Raw genomic sequence first — 19,518 nt, forward strand, 5'->3', positions numbered from 1 at the left:
CCGCGCTCCTCATCGATCTTCTTGAGGGCTTCCTTAAAGAGGTCGCGGGGTGGTGTGTTTGAATTTTGGTCGGACATATTGAGTCTCCATGATTTAGTAGCCCCCGAGCCTGCATGTCGGCAGCGGCTCAAGGGGCACTTGTTTTGAGGTAGTGAGCGGAAGACTAGGCTTGCGGCGCGGCCCAATCCTCGGCGTAGGTGTCAATCCACCATTGAAGGTCTTCGCCGTTACGCCACTGCTTGAGGAACTCGGGAACCTCCACCGTCAGTAGATGGTCCAGGGCGAACGCGATGGCCTCGCCATCTGTCTGAGGTAGGGACCATGTTTCGGGGTGCGGTGTTGCAGCCTCTCGGTCGGGACTAGCGCTCTCTTCGAGGATCGCAGCGTACAAGGCAGCTATATTGGCCAAGTAACTATCCACCGTTATCCCCGATGGAAGCGAACCGCTTGCTTCCCGCTCTTTGGCAACACGTTCGGTGTGTTTCTTCACCGTCTCAAGTGCTGCCTTCCGGGGGCGTCCGTAATTGTTCTTACGTAGTGTGAAGAGACGGAGGTCGCTGGTGCCCTCAAGGCTGTCTACGGTCTCGTCGCTGCTGGCATCCGCGAAAATGCGGGCCAACGTAACGCGATCATCCGCGAAGTCTCGTGGCCAGAACTTTGGGTAGATTATCGCCTTCGGCTTTCCGAAATTAGAGTTCGTGCCGAAGGTATTCCCGAAGCGGGAAAGCTCATAAAGATAGGAGGCTTGGAGGACGCTCATGAGTAGGGTCTTTCGGTGCCGTTTCCCCAACACGAGGACGGCGGTGGAGGAGATATGCCCCTCCCCGACTTCAGGCTCATCGAACTCATCAAGAATTCCGTACTGGACAACCCAGCTAGGCGGCACGGCAAGCGCTCGGTGCGGCTCGCGGATTGCAATCTCGGGGGTGATTAGTGGTGAGGTTTCAAAATTTCGCATGGGGAACTCCCTTGTGCAGCTACGTTGATGTGCTACAAGGTTCCCGAATGCCTCGAAAATTTCCGATGCGTTTTCAGTAAGATAATGGACTAAGTGGCGAGTTCGAGCCTCTCACCGCCCACCATTTTTCCTCTATGGCCTGCTGCCGGTTTCTTGGACACCGAGATAAGGTGTTTAACGGAATTGGAGAATTGGACTGCAGAATCGGAAACTGCCGCGGACGGAATAGAAGCTTCCCGCCAGTTGCGGTCATCAAACCGACAACCGCATGCATTGGCTTGTTGCCGTGTTTGTCACGGAGGTCAGAATGGCGCTAACCAGCAAGATTTCCGAATACGATAATCGATGGCCTGACATGTTCAACTCTGAAAAGGCTCATCTTGAAGGGGTTTTCGGCGCTAAGGCGATTGAAATTCACCATGTTGGAAGCACGGCAGTTCCTGGCCTTGCCGCGAAGCCGGAAATTGACGTGCTTGTGGTGGTCTCTGACCACGGAAATGAAGCCGGAATTGATCAGGCAATGTCATCTTTCGGGTATATCCGAGGCACGAACCTCTCGGACGGACACCACTTTTATCGTCGCGATGTTGGGGGCATCCGAACACATAAGGTTCATGTTTGCCTGACGAAGCATTGGCAGATTTCCAGAATGCTGGGCTTCCGCGACCTCCTCAGGCAGGATGATGATCTACGGCAGAAGTATCAGACCCTGAAGTTGGAGTTGGAATCCACGAACAAGCACGGAATTGGGGAATACTTGGCTCAAAAGGCTCCCTTTATCGATGCCGTTATTGGTCCTCCACCGACTGCGAAATAAAGTGTCGTGACCAGCGAAGAGAGCGTTCTCGCTGAAATCATTTCCAAGACTCACATCTGGTCTTTCGGACTCAAGGTCTGTGCGCGATCGCATATGACGCAACCATGTCACATGCGATGCTGAACCGACTTCTCCACAATCTGTTCTCTGGACACGTTCGGCGAGCATGATAATGACTCGTGACGCTTCGTAACAAACCGACATCGCCGATGGAGCCCGTCCTGTCCCCGCTTCCTCGCCTCCGCCGCCTTCTTGTTTCCCTTTTATCGCTGATTCTCGCCGCGTCCGTCCTGTCGGCATGCTCCACGACGGATGCGCTCGAAATTTCCCAGCCGCAGGCAGAGCCTTCGAAATACGCCGCCATCGTCATCGATGCCCGGTCCGGCAAGGTTCTATATTCGGAAGCGGCCGACCAGATCCGCTACCCGGCGTCCCTTGCGAAGATGATGACGCTCTACCTCGTCTTTGAGGCGCTGCAGAGCCGCCGGCTGTCGCTGAACTCCCAGATACCCGTTTCCGCCAACGCGGCGCGCCAGCCGGCGTCGAAGCTCTATCTGAAGGAAGGGACGACCATCGATGTCGACACCGCGATCCGGGCGCTGGTGGTCAAGTCCGCCAACGATGTCGCGACGGCCGTCGCCGAACACCTCGCCGGCAGCGAGGCGCAATTCGCGCGCCGGATGACCGCGCGGGCGCGCACGCTCGGCATGGGACGCACCGTGTTCACCAACGCCTCCGGCCTGCCCGACCCGGCCATGCGCACGACAGCACGCGACATGTCGAAGCTCAGCCTCGCGCTGCGGCGCGACTTCCCGCAATACTATTCCTATTTCAAGCTCGTCAGCTTCGAGTACCGCGGCAAGACGATCCGCGGCCACAACAAGATCCTCGGCATGGTCTCCGGGGCCGACGGCATCAAGACCGGCTATATCAGGGCGTCCGGCTACAATCTCGCGGCATCCGTGCGCCGCAACGGCCGGTCGATCGTCGCCGTCGTCATGGGTGGAAAGTCCGGTTCGGCGCGCGATGCCCACATGGCGCAATTGCTGACCGCCACCTTCAACCGCTCGATCCGCTGACGCGCCCCAAAGCGAAAATCCAGGCACAAAAAAACCGCGGCCACCCTTTCGGATGGCCGCGGCGAATAATGCGAGCTCGGCGGATCAGCCGTTGAGCGCGTCTTTCAGGCCCTTGCCGGCGGAGAACTTCGCCACGCGTTTGGCCGGAATATCAACCGGTGCACCCGTGAGCGGGTTACGGCCGGTCGTCGCGGCGCGCTGGTTCACGCCAAAATTGCCGAAGCCCAGGATGCGGACGTCGCCGCCGGATTTCAGCGTATCAGTGATGGTTTCGAACAGCGCGTCGACGGCCGAAGCGGCGTCGCCCTTCCCAAGACCCGTCTTTTCCGCAACTGTCGCGGCAAGCTCGTTTTTATTCATTGTCACAATCCTTCTCGATCTATGCGGCCGGGTGTGCCGTCTGCGGGAACTGCCCGACCGGTAACAGGCGGACCATATATGGATTCGCCGCCCGGCCGAAGGGGAATGGCCCGGAAACGCCCGGAAATCAAAGAAAAAACGCCGCATTTCTGCGGCGTTTACAAGTTTTTGGGAGTGAAACGCCTCAGTGAGCGACGTTTGAGAGGTTGTCATCGTCGATCGGGGCGACTTTACCCTTCATCGATTCGACCTCCTCGTTCCACTCGATCGGTTCCAGCTTGGCCGTCAGGGCGTGTTCGAGAACCTGCCCGATCCGTCCGACCGGTATGATTTCGAGCTCGCTTTTGACGTTTTCCGGAATGTCGGCGAGATCCTTCACATTGTCTTCCGGGATCAGCACCGTCTTGATGCCGCCGCGCAGCGCCGCGAGCATCTTTTCCTTCAGACCGCCGATCGGCAGCACGCGGCCGCGCAGCGTGATCTCGCCGGTCATGGCGACGTCCTTGCGAACCGGGATGCCGGTCAGCACGGAAACGATCGCCGTGGCCATCGCGATACCCGCCGACGGTCCGTCCTTCGGCGTCGCGCCTTCCGGCACGTGGACGTGTATGTCCTTCCTTTCGAAGATCGGCGGCTCGATGCCGAAATCGATGGCGCGCGAGCGGACATAGGAGGCCGCCGCCGAAATCGATTCCTTCATCACGTCACGCAGGTTGCCGGTGACGGTCATCTTGCCCTTGCCGGGCATCATCACGCCCTCGATCGTCAGCAATTCGCCGCCGACCTCGGTCCAGGCCAGTCCGGTGACGACGCCAACCTGATCGTCCGCGTCGATCTCGCCGTAGCGATAGCGCGGAACGCCCAGATAGTCGTCCAGGTTCTCCGGCGTGACCTCGATGACCTCCTTGTCGGTGCGCAGGATATCCGTCACGGCCTTCCGCGCGAGCGTCATCAGCTCGCGTTCGAGGTTACGCACGCCCGCCTCGCGGGTGTAGGTGCGGATAACCTGGCGCAGCGCTTCGTCGGTGATCGAGAACTCGCCCTCCTGGAGAGCATGGTCGCGGATTGCCTTGGGCAGCAGGTGCCGGCGTGCGATCTCGACCTTCTCGTCCTCGGTGTAGCCCGCGATGCGGATGATCTCCATGCGGTCCATCAGCGGCGCCGGAATGTTCAGCGTGTTCGCCGTGGTGATGAACATCACGTTCGACAGGTCGTACTCCACCTCCAGATAGTGGTCCATGAAGGTCGAGTTCTGCTCCGGGTCGAGAACCTCGAGCAGCGCCGATGACGGGTCGCCGCGGAAATCCTGGCCCATCTTGTCGATCTCGTCGAGCAGGAAGAGCGGGTTGGATTTCTTCGCCTTCTTCATCGACTGGATGACCTTGCCGGGCATCGAGCCGATATAGGTGCGGCGGTGACCGCGGATTTCGGCCTCGTCACGCACGCCGCCGAGCGCCATGCGAACGAATTCGCGGCCGGTCGCCCTGGCGATCGACTTGCCGAGCGAGGTCTTGCCGACGCCCGGCGGGCCGACGAGGCACAGGATCGGGCCCTTCAGCTTGTTCTGGCGCTTCTGCACGGCGAGATACTCGACGATGCGGTCCTTGACCTTCTCGAGGCCATAGTGATCCGTGTCGAGCACGTCCTGCGCGACGTCGAGGTCGTACTTGACCTTCGACTTCTTGCGCCACGGGATCGACAGCATCCAGTCCAGATAGTTGCGCACGACGGTGGCTTCGGCCGACATCGGGCTCATCTGCTTGAGCTTCTTGAACTCGGCGTCGACCTTCTCGCGCGCTTCCTTGGAGAACTTGGTCTTGGTGATGCGATCTTCCAGCTCGGCGAGTTCGCCGTTGCCGTCTTCGCCGTCGCCCAGTTCCTTCTGGATCGCCTTCATCTGCTCGTTGAGATAGTACTCGCGCTGGGTCTTCTCCATCTGCCGCTTGACGCGGCTGCGGATGCGCTTTTCCACCTGCAGGACGGAAATCTCGGATTCCATGTGGCCGAGCGCCTTTTCCAGGCGCGACTTGACGCTCACGGTCTCCAGGATGTCCTGCTTCTCGCCGATCTTGATCGACAGGTGCGAGGCGACCGTATCGGCGAGCTTGGAGGGCTCCTCGATCTGGGTCACCGCCGTGACGATATCGGGCGAAATCTTCTTGTTGAGCTTCACATAGCTCTCGAATTCCGAGACGACGGACCGCGACAGCGCGGACAGTTCGACCTCGTCTTCCTCGGGTTCGTCAAGCGCGGTCGCTTCCGCCTCCAGGTAGGAGGTGCGGTCGGAGAAGCCGCTGATTTCCATGCGCGACACGCCCTCGACCAGCACCTTCACCGTGTTGTCGGGAAGCTTGAGGAGCTGCAGGACGTTGGCGACGGTGCCGTGGGCGTAGATCGCATCCGGCGTCGGGTCGTCGTCCCCGGCATCCTTCTGCGTCGCCAGCAGGATCTGGCGATCGTTCTCCATGACATCTTCGAGCGCGCGGATCGATTTCTCGCGTCCGACGAAGAGCGGCACGATCATGTGCGGGAAAACAACAATGTCACGCAGCGGCAGGACGGCATAGAGCCCGTCTTGACCACCCGTTGCCGTTTTCGTTTCGGCTTCAGCCATTTACTGTTCCTTTCATGCCTTGTCGGCTTTCGGACATTCCGGTCCCGTGCCCATTGGCCGCGGTCGCGGAACACTCCTTGTAATTGGTCCTGCGTCCTGTCGTTTTCAACGGGCTCTAACAGGTGGAATCATACCCAAGTCTCGCGCCAAAGGCGGATGTCCGCAATGGCGCGGACCGGACTTCAAAAGAAAAAGGCCGGTCGCCCGGCCTTTTCACTAACGTTCACCGTGTGCGTCCGCGTCACGCGGATGCGTTTTCCTTGTCCTCGGCGCGGTCCGCGTAGATATAGAGCGGACGGGCGCTGCCTGACACCACTTCCTCGGAAATGACGACTTCGCGCACCCCTTCGAGGGCCGGAAGCTCGAACATCGTGTCGAGCAGGATCGATTCCATGATGGAGCGCAGGCCGCGCGCGCCGGTCTTGCGTTCGATCGCCTTGCGGGTGATCGCGCGCAGCGCGTCCTCGTGGAAGATCAGGCTGACCTCCTCCATCTCGAACAGGCGCTGATACTGCTTGACGAGCGCGTTCTTCGGCTCGGTCAGGATCTGCACCAATGCGTCCTCGTCGAGGTCCTCGAGCGTCGCCAGCACCGGCAGGCGGCCGACGAATTCGGGGATCAGGCCGAAGCGCAGCAGGTCTTCCGGCTCGACGCGGCGGAACAGTTCGCCCGCCTTGCGCTCGTCCGCGGATTCCACGGAAGCTGCGAAGCCGATCGAGGTCTTGCGGCCGCGGTCGGAGATGATCTTGTCGAGACCGGCGAAAGCGCCGCCGCAAATGAACAGGATGTTGGCCGTGTCCACCTGCAGGAATTCCTGCTGCGGATGCTTGCGGCCGCCCTGCGGCGGAACCGAAGCGACCGTGCCTTCCATGATCTTCAGAAGCGCCTGCTGGACGCCCTCGCCCGACACGTCGCGGGTGATCGAAGGATTGTCCGACTTGCGCGATATCTTGTCGATCTCGTCGATATAGACGATGCCGCGCTGGGCGCGCTCGACATTGTAGTCGGAGGCCTGCAGCAGCTTCAGGATGATGTTCTCGACGTCCTCGCCGACATAACCCGCTTCGGTCAGCGTGGTGGCGTCGGCCATGGTGAAGGGGACGTCGATGATGCGCGCCAGCGTCTGCGCAAGCAGCGTCTTGCCGCAACCGGTCGGGCCAATCAGCAGGATGTTCGACTTCGCCAGTTCGACGTCGTCGTTCTTCTCCGCGTGGGCGAGCCGCTTGTAGTGGTTATGCACGGCGACCGACAGGATACGCTTGGCGTGGCTCTGGCCGATGACGTAGTCGTCGAGGACACCGAGGATTTCCTGCGGCGACGGCACGCCCTCCTGGCTCTTGACCATGGAGGACTTGTTCTCCTCGCGGATGATGTCCATGCAAAGCTCGACGCATTCATCGCAGATGAAGACCGTCGGCCCAGCGATCAGCTTGCGGACCTCGTGTTGGCTCTTTCCGCAGAAAGAGCAGTAGAGCGTGTTCTTGGAGTCTCCTCCGCCGCCACCGCCACTGTTGCCAACCTTGCTCATGCCCATTCCTTTCAGAGGATCACGGTTCGGAACCTGAACATGCGTTCCCGCAATCCCGACTTCATTTCTGCGACGCGACCGACCGGCCAAACACGCCTTGCGTCACAAAGGATTCAAATCACATTCGTACACATATACGCTTCATGCGCAACGATTCGACAATTTCCTTTACGGTTCCCTTAAGACCGCGACACTGATTTCAACCTAATCGCCTCCCGACCGCGCGAAAAGCGTAGATTTGACGTAGCGTCGCGTTCCTCGCGCCCCGTCGCACAAATGCAACATGGGCGCGACGGACCTTATTTCTCTTCGGTATCGATCGCGTCGCGTGATTCGATGACCCGGTCGATCAGGCCGAATTCCTTGGCGAGATCGGCCGTCATGAAATTGTCGCGCTCCAGCGCGTTTTCAATGTCATCGTAGGACCGGCCGGTGTGCTTGACGTAAATCTCGTTGAGCCGGCGCTTCAGCGCCTCGACTTCCTTGGCGTGGATCAGGATGTCGGTGACCTGACCCTGGTAGCCGCCAGAGGGCTGGTGAACCATGATGCGCGAATTGGGCAGCGAGAAGCGCATGTCCTTGGCGCCTGCCGTCAGCAGCAGCGAGCCCATCGACGCGGCCTGGCCGATGCACAGCGTCGAGACCGGCGCCTTGATGAACTGCATCGTGTCGTAGATCGCGAGACCCGACGTCACCACCCCGCCCGGCGAGTTGATGTACATCGAGATTTCCTTCTTCGGGTTCTCCGCCTCGAGCCAGAGCAGCTGCGCGCAGACCAGCGACGCCATGCCGTCCTCGACCGGCCCGGTGATGAAGATGATGCGTTCCTTGAGCAGGCGCGAGAAAATATCATAGGCGCGCTCGCCGCGGTTGGACTGCTCCACGACCATCGGGACGAGGTTCATGGCGGTGTCGATCGGATTGCTCATCGGAGACCTTTCGGGGATTTGCTGGAAAGCGCACGGGAAACATGGGCGCGAAAGAATCATTCGGGCAATATTTAGGGTGCCGGACCCCGGTTCCGCAAGACGCGGCTGCACGTAAACCTTAATGGCCGGAAGGTGGGGAAAAGAACGCCGAAGGGGCGGTTTTCGCGTGACGTGTCAGGCGGGCGACCGCAGACGGGCGAATCGGCCCGCGTTTGGGTCGGATGTATGCACCGACATCGTCTTCTCGATACGACTGGACGCGCGTCACCCTTACGCAGTTGAACTGTCACGGTAAATTCAGTTGATCGGACGAGAAACTCATTTATTCTGAGATCACAAACGCAACTCGACGTGGATGCGCCATGGCCCGGACGTTTTAATCTCCCGCTTTCGTTGCCTTTCTGTGCGACCCGTTTCAACCGGCCGCGATACTGGCCCTTTACTATAAGACATTTCCAATGAACCGATATTTCTTCCGCTGCGTCGCGGCCATGCTCCTTTCCTTCTCCGCTGTCGCATCTGCCGAAGCGCAATCCGACAATTCCCGCGTCATGATGGTGCTCGACGGCTCCAATTCCATGTGGGGCCAGATCGACGGGGTCGCCAAGATCTCGATCGCAAAAGAGGTTATGACGGATCTGATCACGACCTGGGATGACGGCGTCGATATGGGGCTGATGGTCTATGGCCACCGGCGCAAGGACGACTGTTCCGACATCGAGGTAGTCGCCATGCCCGGCCCGGTCGACCGTGCGACGCTGATCGACAAGGTCCAGTCGATCTCGCCGAAGGGAAAGACGCCGATCACCGATTCCATGCTGCTCGCGGCAGCCACAGTCGGTTATTACACCGGCGACAACGCCTCGGTCGTTCTTGTTAGCGATGGGCTGGAAACCTGCGAGGCCGATCCCTGCGCCCAGGCGCGGTCCTTCGAGGTGGTCAATCCGGGCTTCGACGTGCATGTCATCGGCTTCGACGTGACCGACGAGGAGCTCGCGGCGCTGCAATGCATCGCCACCGAGACGGGCGGCCAGTTCTACCGGGCGAACTCCGCCGGTGAGCTGCTGAGCGCTCTGCGCGCCACCGTTGCTGCGACACCGGCTCCAGCGCCCGTGCCTGCCACGTCTGAACCCGCCGAGCCGAAAGCTTCGCAATTCCTCTACGCCAAATTGTGCGAGACCTGCGAGCGGCTCAACCCGCTCGACGTCAGCTGGAACGTCTACAAGGACGGCCAGCCCTTCTACGACGGGCTTGGCGTTGTCTTTCCCGACGACCCTGTATTTGAAGCCGGCACGTATGAAGTCGCAGTACGTTTCAAGAGCACCCATGTCACGGCCAAAGGCGAAATCGAATTCGGCGAAGACGGCAAGCAGATTGGCGCGCTCAACCTCAATGGCGGCTCAGCGGTCATGTTCGCCTATGCGACCGATGACAAGACAATTGCCGCCGATCCGATCCTTTATGAGTTCTTCGAGATTGGCGCGGATGGGCCGGCCTCCGAGGCGCTGACCGAAGCGGCCAGTTCCAATGCCGATACCTATCTGCCGGAGGGCCGCTATCTCGTGCGCGCCACCCATCAGGACATCAGCGAGACTGCCGAAATCGAAATCGTCGCCGGGCAAGCCACAGAGTACGCATTCGATATGCGGATCGGATTTCTGCTGCCCAAAGCCGTCCTGAGCGCCCAGGGGGCGCCCGCCACAGGCATCGATTACGAGGTCTACCGCACGCAGGCCGATGCTGATGCCGGTTCCGGCCGCGTGTCCTTCATGGTTGGAGAGCGAAATGCGCCAGAGGCGTTGCGTGCCGGCGATTATGTGATCAAGGCGCTTCTCGATTACGGCAACAGGCCGCCCATTTCGGTCGTGCGCACCTTTCCGGTGACGATCAGAGGCAATGAAACCGCCACGCCGACCCTCGACATGCAGGCGGGCCTGCTCAGCCATGAGATCGCCAACGAGACAGGCAAGAGCCTGCTCAATATCGATTATGTCCGCGAAAGCGACGGCAAGCGGGCCGCCTATTACAATCTCGGCGGATCGCACACGCTCGCTCTGGCCGAGGGGCGCTACTTCCTGCGCGCCATGATCAGCGGCGGCCAGACCTTCGACAGCGATCCATTCGACATAGCCGCCGGCCAGACAACCAATGTGAAAGTGACCTTGCGATGATCCGTTCGCGTCTCGTCTCGATCGCCATGGCAACGCTGATGGCCGGCAGCGCTCCGCTCAATGCGCTGGCCGGCCAGGCGCAAACCGCCCGGATCAACGCCGCCGAAGGCGCCTATCAGCAAGCGCTGAAGGACTATGCTGCAACCGAGGAACGCGCCCGCAGGGCCTTTACCGAGCGCAACGCGGCCAGGAAAAAATACCAGGCCGAATGGCAGGCCTATTGGGCCAAGCGCCAGGCGGCGGAAAAGGCCCACGCCGCGCTGCTGGACGAGCGCGGTCGCGCGCTCGACGCCGCCCGGTCGCGGATCACCGACGCGGAACTGGCGGCGGACCGCGCGACAGCCGAAGAAGCATCCGCGAAGGTGCGGCTGCTGAGCATGCTTCGCGCCCAGAGCGTCGCCGAGAAAGGCACCGACAAGATCCTCGCCCGCAACCTGGAAGCAAGGGCTGACGAGTTGCGGATGGCCTATGACGCGGCTGTGGACGCCGCTCGCGCCGCACAGCGTGAGGTCGCCGCCGCCGGGGAGGCCCTCGACGCCACCACGCGCGATTTCGAGGCGCGTCTCGACGCCGCCCGCGCCGCCATGACGAGCGAGCAGGAACTCGACGCCATCGAGGCAAGCTTTGCAGCCGCGCTCGACGCGGCGACGGCAGCGCCGACCGACGAAGCCCTCAATGCCCGCGCTCTTGAGCAGACAAGCGCGGGCGCTGCTTTCCTCGCCTTGATGCTTCAGGTTCCGCCGCCCTTCGTCGAGCGTGTCACCGTCCATCGCGGCGACGAGATCTGGTACGACGCGTCCTACGTGACCGACGAAAGCGGCTCGGCGACGGCAGATCCGCTCGGCCAACGCGGCTATCGCGACGCGCTGGCTCTCGCCGAAGCAAAGATCGCGAGCGCCGATGACCTGATCGCACAGGCCGAGAAACGGCTCGCCGGTGCCCGCGAGGCTTGGGAAGAGGCAAGCGAAAAAGCCGGCGAACACGCGTTGCGCATCCACCTGCGCAATCGCGACATGCTGATCTTCGTTCTGGCCGTGGAGTCGACCGGGGTGGTGCTGTCCGCCGCGCTGACGGGCGGCGCCGCCGCGCCGGCTGTCTCAGCCCTCGCCCGGAAGCTCGGAAAGGCCGGCCTTGAGATTCCCGCCCAGGCCGTTCGCAAACTGCCCAGTCGCTTCTGGACCGACTTCGACGCCGGCGGAATCGCCACGATCGCGACAGAGGCAATCCAGGCCGGAATCGGCAAGCATACCTCCATGCAGCTCGCCGAAAATCCCAACGTCGTGCCCTATGTCAACGATCTCAATGGCGTCGAATCGACGGTCGTCGGCGATGTCGTCGAGATGCTGGCCAAGGACGGTATCGGCAATGTGCGCACATTGATCTCCTCCGGCATCAGCGAAGGCCGTGTCCCGGTCGACGCGGTCACCAATGTCAGCATCGATGCCGTCGCCACGGCCTACAAGTCCTTCGCGCAGTCAGCGGTCAACCACTCCAATGCGCTCAGCGAAGACATCGTTTTCCAGAAGACCACCGAGGCGCTCCTGGCGCAGCGCAAATATAACGGCCTCGTCGCCTTCCGAAACGCCCTCATCACCGAGCGGGAGCGCCTCGCCGGCATCGCCTCCACGCTCGGCTCGATGATCGAACTCGGCCTGCACCCGCGCAAACGGCAGGTGGCTGCGGATACGGTCGTCCCGGCGAACGAGGCTGAGCGGATCGCCGAACGGCCAATCACCGTGACCGTGCGGTTTTCCGAGCCGCTTGAACACACGCCGAAACTGGCTTTCGACGATCCCGGCGTCAGGGTCGGCAAGCCGGTCGTCGGCGAGGCCGGTCCGTCGGTCTGGGAATTCCCGGTCACGCGCTTCGGCAGTCTCGCCGGCGCGGACACGATCCCCATGGAGATCTCGCTGTCGAGCGAGGAATCGCCCTACTCCAACCTCGATAGCAATCCCGCGACGCCGCCGCGCCTTGCCAGCCTGAACGCCTATGACTGGACCGGCTACGAACGCGGCACCGACCGCAACCATGCCGTCCGCCTCGCCCCGGCATCCGCAGACGTCCTGCTCATCGACATCCCGTCACTCGACCGTTTCGGCTGTCATGTCTATCGCGAAGTCGCGGTCGGCGAGGACGTCCTCGAACATGTCAGCGGTTACTATGATTTCGACCGCGGCCAGCCGGTGCCTCCTTTCGCAGACGGCGAAATTCTCTCCGTTTGCACGCAGGCCGGCGCCAATGCCGGCGAGGCAAAACACGATGCCGGGGGCCGCTTGCTGGCCATAGGCTGGGGGGACACCGATCCCGGATACTCCAACGGCTATTTCCGCCCGACGACCGATCTCTTCGAAGGCATCGACGACGGCGTTGAGGACTTGGACGACTTCATTCTCGATGGGCCGACGCCGGAGGACTTCCCCGAACTGGAATTGCCGAGCGGCAAGTTCGAAGTGATCGAAGTTTGCGGTAGCGAAGGCTTTTGCTGGTTGGAGTTGGTGAAGTAGCGCCGCAGAGGTCCTGCTGTCGGCCCTACCCCTCCACGATCGCATCACAACGATATCCGCCCCTCCTCGCTCGCCACGCCCTGGCGAACGAGCCACTCGGCCGCAGATCATTTACGTATTTGCAGCCCGGTTTGCTAAGCGCAGGGTTCGGCTCACAGGACCTGAAATGCAGACAAGGGAATAGGTATCACCGGTAAGCGTGAGCGACCTGGAGACGTCGTGATCAAATGAGCGCTTACTCGGCGGCCTGCACGAAGACCCTGCTTTCGAAGTTCCCCAGGTCTGCCCGCGACGCAAGGAAAGCGGCGAGAGCGATACCCCATCCGGTCGCCAGTGCGGTGAACCAGATGGTGCTTCCCATCGGCTCGATGACTGCGGCGAGCCCGGCGAGGCCGATGACAACCCGCAGCGACATGGCCAGCGGCTTTCCGCACCATCCGCCGAAGGCAATCGCCCAGAGCGCAGTCGCCACCATCAGACCAAGCGCGCTCAATCCTATCTCTGCCGCGGTTCCCTGCCAGAGAATACCAGGATCGAACACGAAGCCGAAAGGTATGAAGAACGCCACGAGGCTCATGCCGAAGGCGGACATGCTCGTTTTCATGGCCGAGGAGTTGCCGACTCCGGCTGCGGCGAAGGATGCCAGCGCGACCGGCGGCGTGACCATCGAAAGGACGCAGTAGTAGAAGATGAAGAAATGCGCTGCCAGCGGCTCCAGCCCAAGCTTTTGCATGGCGGGAACATAAAGAACCGCGCCAATGATATAGGCGGCGACCGTGGGCAAGCCCATGCCCATGATGATGCAGCCGAGCATGGCAAGCGCGAGAGACGCGTAGATCGAGCCTTCGGAAAGGGTCAGCAGCGAGCCTGCGAATTTCAGGGCGAGGTTGGACTGCACAGCCACGGCGATGACAAGGCCAATGGCGGCGATCGGTATCGCGACTTCCGCAGCCTGTTTCGGTGCTTCACGCAATCCTCCGATGAAGCCGTCGAGACCGATCCAGGTCGAACGGCGCAGGAAAGGCGTGACGATGGACGCGAGGGTTGCGATCACAGCCGAGTAGGCCGCCGAGTAGCCACTGACGAGCGCGAAGACGAGAACGACCGGCGGCAACAGGAGATGAAGACGCGGAAGCAGCGGAGCGGTCCTGGCGACTTCTTCCGCAGTCATCGCTCTCTGCCCGCCCCGGCGGGCTGACAGGTCCACCACGAGGAGAAGAGCGAGATAGAAGGCCACCGCAGGAATAAGTCCGGCAAGTGCGATCTGGCCGTAGGGCATGTTGAGCATCTCGGCCATGATGAAAGCGGCGACGCCCATCACCGGCGGCATGAGCTGGCCTCCCGTGGAGGCTATCGCCTCGACGCCGGCCGCGCGGTGATCCTTCATCCCGCAGCGCTTCATCAAGGGTATCGTGAACACGCCGGTCGAGACGACGTTGGCGACCGCACTTCCCGAGATCGACCCCATCAGGGACGAGGAAATGATAGCGGTCTTCGCGGGCCCGCCGACGGCACGTCCGGCCAGGCGGATTGCGAGGTCGATGAAGAGCTGACCGCCGCCGATAGCGCCGTAGAACGCGCCGAACATGATGAAATAGAAGATGAAGTCGGCGGAGGTGGAAGTCGTTATGCCGAGCACGCCCGCGGTCGTCATGGTCGAGATTTCGATGGCGGGCTCAAGGTCGAAGCCCCGGAATGAAAGCCAGCCTGGCAGAACATTGCCGAAGAACGCGTAGGCAATGAAAACCAGCAGGACGCTGACAAGGATCCATCCGACAGCGCGGCGGGCGCCTTCCAGCAACAGCAGCACGAGCGCGGTGCCAGCCCAGATGTCGATGGTGAGGATTGGCGACACGTTTTCCATTCGCGTCGTCAGCCGGTCGAATTCGCCGAGATAGTAGGCGCCGACGGCAAGCGAAGCGGCGATCAGCAGCGCGTCGATGGCGATGCAAAGGGAACGAGGCATCCAGTCCGCGGAAAGGGGCCTGTACAGGAACAGGAGGACGAGGGCGAAGACGACGTGGGCCGGTCGCTGGAGCATCGGCTGCTGGGCATCGAACAGTATCCACACCTGAAACGCGATGAACGCACACCCGATGACGAAAGCTGGCGAACGCAAAGCCGATTTGAGATTTTCTGCAGGCATGGTTCTTCCTCCCGAACCCAGAAGACAAACGGGAGGCGCATGTCGATGCGCCTCCCGAAACGGTTACATCCAGCCGCGTTCCTTGTAGTAGCGGACTGCGCCGGGATGCAGTTCGATTCCGGTGTTTTCCGGCTTGTATGCGTTCTCCGCCTTGAACGACTTCCAGGCGGCATGGGCGGCGCCCATTACCTCGGCGTTCTCGCACAGGGCCTTGGTGATCTGGTAGGCCTTCTCCTCGTCAAGGGAGGCGTTCGCGATCAGGACGGTGCCGAGATTGGCGCCGGTGTTCTCGCCCGTCTGGTCTTCGAACCAGGGACCATATTTGCCGGGTGTCATTCCATTCTTCGCGAGAAGATCCATCGCGTCCTGCGGAATGTCGAGGAAGACCGTATCCGCGGTCAGGTTGACCTCGGTGATCGTCGGATGCCCCTTGATCATCGTGTCGATGTAGATATCGGCGTTGCCGTTCCGGACCGTGTCGGCGATCTGGGCCGCGGCTACCTGAACGACATCACCGCCATCGGCCTTCAGTTTGTCGAAGCTCGATCCGTAGGCTTCCAGAATCAACTCCGCGGCGGGAACAGCGCTCGAACCGGTCGGCTTCAACAGGAGGCGGATCGGCTTGCCGGACTTGATGATTTCGGCAAGGTCGGTCGTTCCCATCTCGTCGGTGAAGGCCTTGCGGGCCATCACGCCGATATAGACGTTGTTGAGGCCGCCTACGAGCGCGCGGATATCGGGCGCTGAAGCGCCTTGATAGACCGGCGCGCCTTCTGCCGCCCATTTGGCCGTCGCCACGTTCGACAGCGCGATCTCGGCCTTGCCGGACTGTACGACCATCGGATTGGCGACACCGCCGCCGCGCGCGATGACCTCGACGGTATTCGCCCCGAAGATCGGCTCGATCATCTGTTCCAGCGTTGCCGCGAAGACATACCAGGAAGATCCTTCGCGCATCGCGCCGATGCGCACCTCCTGCGCGAACGCCGCCGTGGTTGTCGAGGCAATGACGACCGTAACAGCCGCTGCCTTGAGATAGCTCCCGAGAATGGAAAACATTTCTAACTCCTCCAGTTGAATTGGGCCCCTGCCGGAAGGCAGGGGCGGAAATTGACGGTCAGGCGGCCATCATGTTTTGGACAGGGCTGATGCCGGCGGCCTTGAACGCCTCCTCGATTTCGCGCTCGGCTGCCGCGCCGAGATCCTTCAGCGGCTCGCGGATCGTCGCATGGTCGAGCAGGCCGCGATAGCGCAGGCCGATCTTGAGGGCGACGGTGCCCTCCATGTGCGATCCACGGTGATAGACGGTGCGGGTGACCGGCAGGAGTTGTTCGAACACCTTGCGGGCAGCGGTGTAGTCCTGCGCCTTGCCGGCCTTGATCAGGTCTATCAGCAGTTCCGGTGCGATATTGCCGTAGCCGACAAGGAGACCGTCGACATCGAACATGGTGGGCAGAAGCCACTCGTCATGGCAGGACAGGATCTGCAGGTCGGGCTGGGCCTTCTTGAGTTCCGGGATCTCGACATACCAACGCTTCATGTTGCGAACGCCGTTCTTTGTCGCCACCACGCCCTCCTGGGCGGCAATCTCGATCTGCGTGTCGAGATCGTAACTTGCCTTGGTCGCATCGGGATACTGGAACAGAATGCACTGAAGCCCCGAATTTTCCCAGATCGCCTTGTAGCGGTCCTGCGGAGCCCCCTTCTGGAAGCCGAAACGCAGCCAGCCATGGTTCGGATAAACGAGCGCGCCGGTCGCGCCGGCCTCGCGGCACTTCTTTGCCTCTTCGGCGGCAACCTTGGTGCCCTCGCCCGTGATGCCGGCGACGATCGGCACGTCGACAGCATCCGCGTAGGCGCGGATGAGTTCAAGTCGCTCGTCCATGGTCAGGAAAGTGCCCTCGCCGGCATGGCCGAGAATGACGAGGGATTTGACGTCGTCGAATGAGGCAAGCCATTTGGCGATGCGGACGTTGGCTTCGATGTCGAGATCGCCATTGCGCTTGAATGCGGTGACAGGTGCGGGGCTGAGACCGCGAAGATCCATGGTGGACATGTGCTTCTCCTCACTTTAGGATCGATAACGGGAACGTTCCCATTTATGTTCCACCGAATTCCACTTGCGGAAAGGGATCGTTTGTGGGAACGTTCCCATCTAGAACCTGACAGAACTGCGAGTCAAGAGAAAATGTTGACCCTTCGTAAATCCGACGCTGTCCGAGGAGGCGATCTTGGATCAGAAAACGGAAGCCGGTGACCGAAAAGGCCGGGTGACGATCCTTGATGTCGCGGCCGCGGCCGGCGTCTCCAAATCCACCGTCTCGCGGATCCTTGACGAAAGGCTGCCGCGCTCGGACAGCGAGACGGCCCGCAGGGTTCGCAAGGTTGCCGAGGAACTCGGCTACATTCGCGACGTCTCCGCCGCCAGCCTGCGCCGCGGACGGACGATGACCGTCGGCGTGATCGTGCCACGGCTGACCGACACTGTCATGGCCATGCTCTACGAAGCCATCGCGCATGCGTGCGAACGGACCGGCCAGTTCGCCATCGTCGCCACCACCGAAGACAAGCCGGATGCCGGGCGAGAGGCAGCCGAAACGCTGCTCAATCGCGGCGTGGACGGCCTCGTTCTCGCGACGTCGCGTCTCGATGACGACTTCCCGTCCGAATTGCAGGCGCGCGGCGTGAACTTCGTTCTGGCCCTTCGTACGGACGGAAAAAGTGCGTCCGCGATCGGCGACGATCGCCTGGGCGGCTATCTTGCCACGCGCCACCTCATCGACCTCGGGCATCGACGCATCGGACTGATCAGCGGCCCATCCTATGCCTCGAGCGCACGCGGACGCCTCTCAGGCTATATGGACGCGTTGTCTGAAGCCGGGATCGGTTTCGACGAAAGGCTGGTCGCCAAATCGACCTTCGGAATCGATTCCGGAGCCGAGGCGGCCGAAAAACTCATGAGCCTGGAAGAGAGGCCGACGGCCATATTTGCAGTCAACGACAATACCGCCATCGGCGCGTTGTCGACACTGAGCCGAAAAGGTCTTTCGGTGCCGGAGGACATCTCTCTCGTCGGTTACAATGACGTTCCGATCGTCAGCAGCTTGCCGGTCCCGCTCACTTCCGTGCGCGTGCCATTCGACCAGATCGCCAGAGCGGCGCTCGATTTGCTGAGCAAGGATGCGGGCGGCAAGGCAGAGACAATTGTCGCCACGCCGACGCTATTTCCGCGGAGATCCACCGCCGGCCCGCCTGCAGCAAAGTGAAACGACGAATCGTCGAGATTCATTAGCCTAGACCTTCTCCCCCTACCCCTCCGCGCGCATCCACGCCTTCAGCGCGCCGAAGTCCCCGTGCTCGACATATTGCGCCACGCGCCGCCCCACCGCCGCGCCGAATTTGTAGCCGTGGCCGGAACAGGCCGAGACGACAATGCAGTTGTCGCGGCGGTCCACGAAGAAGCGTTCGTCCTCGGTGAAGGTGTAGGCGCAGGTCACGACGTCCGTCACGCGGTACTGCTCGATGTCGCGCATCGGCGGCGCGAACAGGTTGCGGACCGTCTCGCCCTCGCCCGCCACCGGCTCGCGGTTTGCGTCCGCGTCGGCGTTCTTCATCTTGTGCAGGCCCGAGCCGAATTTCAGCCCGCCGCCGCCGGAAGGCGGCAGGATGTAGCCGTCCGTTTCGCCGCCGACATCGAGCACCACCGGCGCATGCGCCCAGGCCTCGGCGAGGTGTGACGGCGGATCGAGATAGACCACGGCGGTCCGGTAGGCCGCCAGGTCGGAGACGAGATCGGGAAACAATTTGGTCACCCAGGCGCCGGCGGTGACGATCACCATGTCGGCCTCGATCACCCGCCCGTCCTCCGTCGTCACGGCGGCGCGCGCCGGGTCGACTTCCCTCACCCGCATCGTCTGGCGCAGCGACACGCCGTTGACCTGCAGCCATGCCGCAAGCCCGAACCCGATGCGCCGGCAATGCAGCGCGCCGCCCTCCGGCGAAACGAAGGCATAGCGGATCGTGTCCGGATCGAGGAAGGGAAACCGCTTCACCGCCACGCCCGGCTGTAGCACGTCGCAGGGCCAGCCGCCCTCGCGCAGGCCGTTCAGGTAATCCTCCGCCTCGTCGCCCGGCTCCCGGCTGACCGCCATGAACCCGCGCGGATCGAGGCAGGACTGGCCGAGATCGGCCCAGACCTCGTCCCACGCCTCATAGGCCTCGGTGATCGCCGCGCCGTAGCCGGAACCCGCGCCATAGGCGCGCCGGATGATGCGATGATGGTCGCCGGACGCGCCCATCGGATTGGGGATGGTGCCCTGTTCGAACAGGATGACGCTGTGGCCCTGTTTGGCGAGCGCCCAGGCCGTCGAAAGACCGGCAATGCCTGCACCGACAACGGATATTTTCATGCT

The 19,518-nt window shown here is 61.8% G+C and carries 14 protein-coding genes; 5 read left to right on the forward strand and 9 right to left on the reverse strand.

Translation table 11 applies throughout. The annotated features are described in order from the left end of the window. Window positions 1-163 precede the first annotated feature (163 nt). On the reverse strand, window positions 164-958 hold the full coding sequence (locus LC343_RS08780; RefSeq protein ID WP_223476753.1) for a hypothetical protein: 795 nt from the start codon (window positions 956-958) through the stop codon (window positions 164-166). Window positions 959-1,265: 307 nt separating this feature from the next. Between LC343_RS08780 and LC343_RS08785 the strand changes: the two genes are divergently transcribed. Together LC343_RS08785 and LC343_RS08790 are read left to right on the forward strand one after the other, a co-directional pair. Next, window positions 1,266-1,775, forward strand: a complete 510-nt coding sequence (locus tag LC343_RS08785; RefSeq protein ID WP_223476754.1) for a GrpB family protein — start codon at window positions 1,266-1,268, stop codon at window positions 1,773-1,775. A 179-nt stretch (window positions 1,776-1,954) separates the two neighbouring features. Continuing rightward, complete coding sequence (locus LC343_RS08790; protein WP_223476755.1) at window positions 1,955-2,854, forward strand: D-alanyl-D-alanine carboxypeptidase family protein; 900 nt, start codon at window positions 1,955-1,957, stop codon at window positions 2,852-2,854. A gap of 84 nt (window positions 2,855-2,938) precedes the next feature. On the opposite strand, the gene LC343_RS08795 is transcribed toward LC343_RS08790, so the two are convergent. From LC343_RS08795 to LC343_RS08810, 4 genes are all read right to left on the reverse strand, one after another. Beyond that, on the reverse strand, window positions 2,939-3,214 hold the full coding sequence (locus tag LC343_RS08795; RefSeq protein ID WP_223476756.1) for an HU family DNA-binding protein: 276 nt from the start codon (window positions 3,212-3,214) through the stop codon (window positions 2,939-2,941). 184 nt (window positions 3,215-3,398) lie between these two features. Next, complete coding sequence (gene lon / locus LC343_RS08800) at window positions 3,399-5,828, reverse strand: endopeptidase La (protein WP_223476757.1); 2,430 nt, start codon at window positions 5,826-5,828, stop codon at window positions 3,399-3,401. 241 nt (window positions 5,829-6,069) lie between these two features. Continuing rightward, window positions 6,070-7,356 carry an ATP-dependent Clp protease ATP-binding subunit ClpX gene (gene clpX / locus LC343_RS08805; protein ID WP_223476758.1) on the reverse strand — a complete coding sequence of 429 codons (1,287 nt, stop codon included), beginning with the start codon at window positions 7,354-7,356 and terminating at the stop codon, window positions 6,070-6,072. Between the two features lie 299 nt (window positions 7,357-7,655). Next, window positions 7,656-8,285, reverse strand: a complete 630-nt coding sequence (locus LC343_RS08810; RefSeq protein ID WP_223476759.1) for an ATP-dependent Clp protease proteolytic subunit — start codon at window positions 8,283-8,285, stop codon at window positions 7,656-7,658. 458 nt (window positions 8,286-8,743) lie between these two features. On the opposite strand from LC343_RS08810, the gene LC343_RS08815 reads away from it, so the two are divergent. Together LC343_RS08815 and LC343_RS08820 are read left to right on the forward strand one after the other, a co-directional pair. Beyond that, entirely contained in the window at window positions 8,744-10,456 is a 1,713-nt protein-coding gene (locus LC343_RS08815) for a vWA domain-containing protein (RefSeq protein ID WP_223476760.1), read from the forward strand. Beyond that, window positions 10,453-12,960, forward strand: a complete 2,508-nt coding sequence (locus tag LC343_RS08820) for a coiled-coil domain-containing protein (RefSeq protein WP_223476761.1) — start codon at window positions 10,453-10,455, stop codon at window positions 12,958-12,960. The genes LC343_RS08815 and LC343_RS08820 overlap by 4 nt, the downstream gene beginning before the upstream one ends. 235 nt (window positions 12,961-13,195) lie before the next feature. Here the strand turns inward: LC343_RS08820 and LC343_RS08825 are convergent, their stop codons facing one another. From LC343_RS08825 to LC343_RS08835, 3 genes are all read right to left on the reverse strand, one after another. Then, entirely contained in the window at window positions 13,196-15,106 is a 1,911-nt protein-coding gene (locus tag LC343_RS08825; RefSeq protein ID WP_223476762.1) for a TRAP transporter permease, read from the reverse strand. Window positions 15,107-15,169: 63 nt separating this feature from the next. Continuing rightward, a complete protein-coding gene (locus tag LC343_RS08830) occupies window positions 15,170-16,165 on the reverse strand; it encodes a TAXI family TRAP transporter solute-binding subunit (RefSeq protein WP_223476763.1) in 996 nt (331 codons plus the stop codon). Window positions 16,166-16,223: 58 nt separating this feature from the next. Further along, window positions 16,224-17,162 (reverse strand): dihydrodipicolinate synthase family protein, encoded by a 939-nt coding sequence (locus tag LC343_RS08835; RefSeq protein ID WP_223476764.1) that lies wholly within the window; start codon window positions 17,160-17,162, stop codon window positions 16,224-16,226. 175 nt (window positions 17,163-17,337) lie between these two features. Here LC343_RS08835 and LC343_RS08840 point away from each other — a divergent pair, with 175 nt between their 5' ends. Next, window positions 17,338-18,372 (forward strand): LacI family DNA-binding transcriptional regulator, encoded by a 1,035-nt coding sequence (locus LC343_RS08840; RefSeq protein ID WP_223476765.1) that lies wholly within the window; start codon window positions 17,338-17,340, stop codon window positions 18,370-18,372. A 42-nt stretch (window positions 18,373-18,414) separates the two neighbouring features. Here the strand turns inward: LC343_RS08840 and LC343_RS08845 are convergent, their stop codons facing one another. Next, window positions 18,415-19,515 carry an NAD(P)/FAD-dependent oxidoreductase gene (locus tag LC343_RS08845; protein WP_223476766.1) on the reverse strand — a complete coding sequence of 367 codons (1,101 nt, stop codon included), beginning with the start codon at window positions 19,513-19,515 and terminating at the stop codon, window positions 18,415-18,417. Window positions 19,516-19,518: the final 3 nt, after the last annotated feature.

The sequence above is a fragment of the Oricola indica genome, assembly GCF_019966595.1.
GTDB classification, from domain to species: Bacteria; Pseudomonadota; Alphaproteobacteria; order Rhizobiales; family Rhizobiaceae; genus Oricola; species Oricola indica.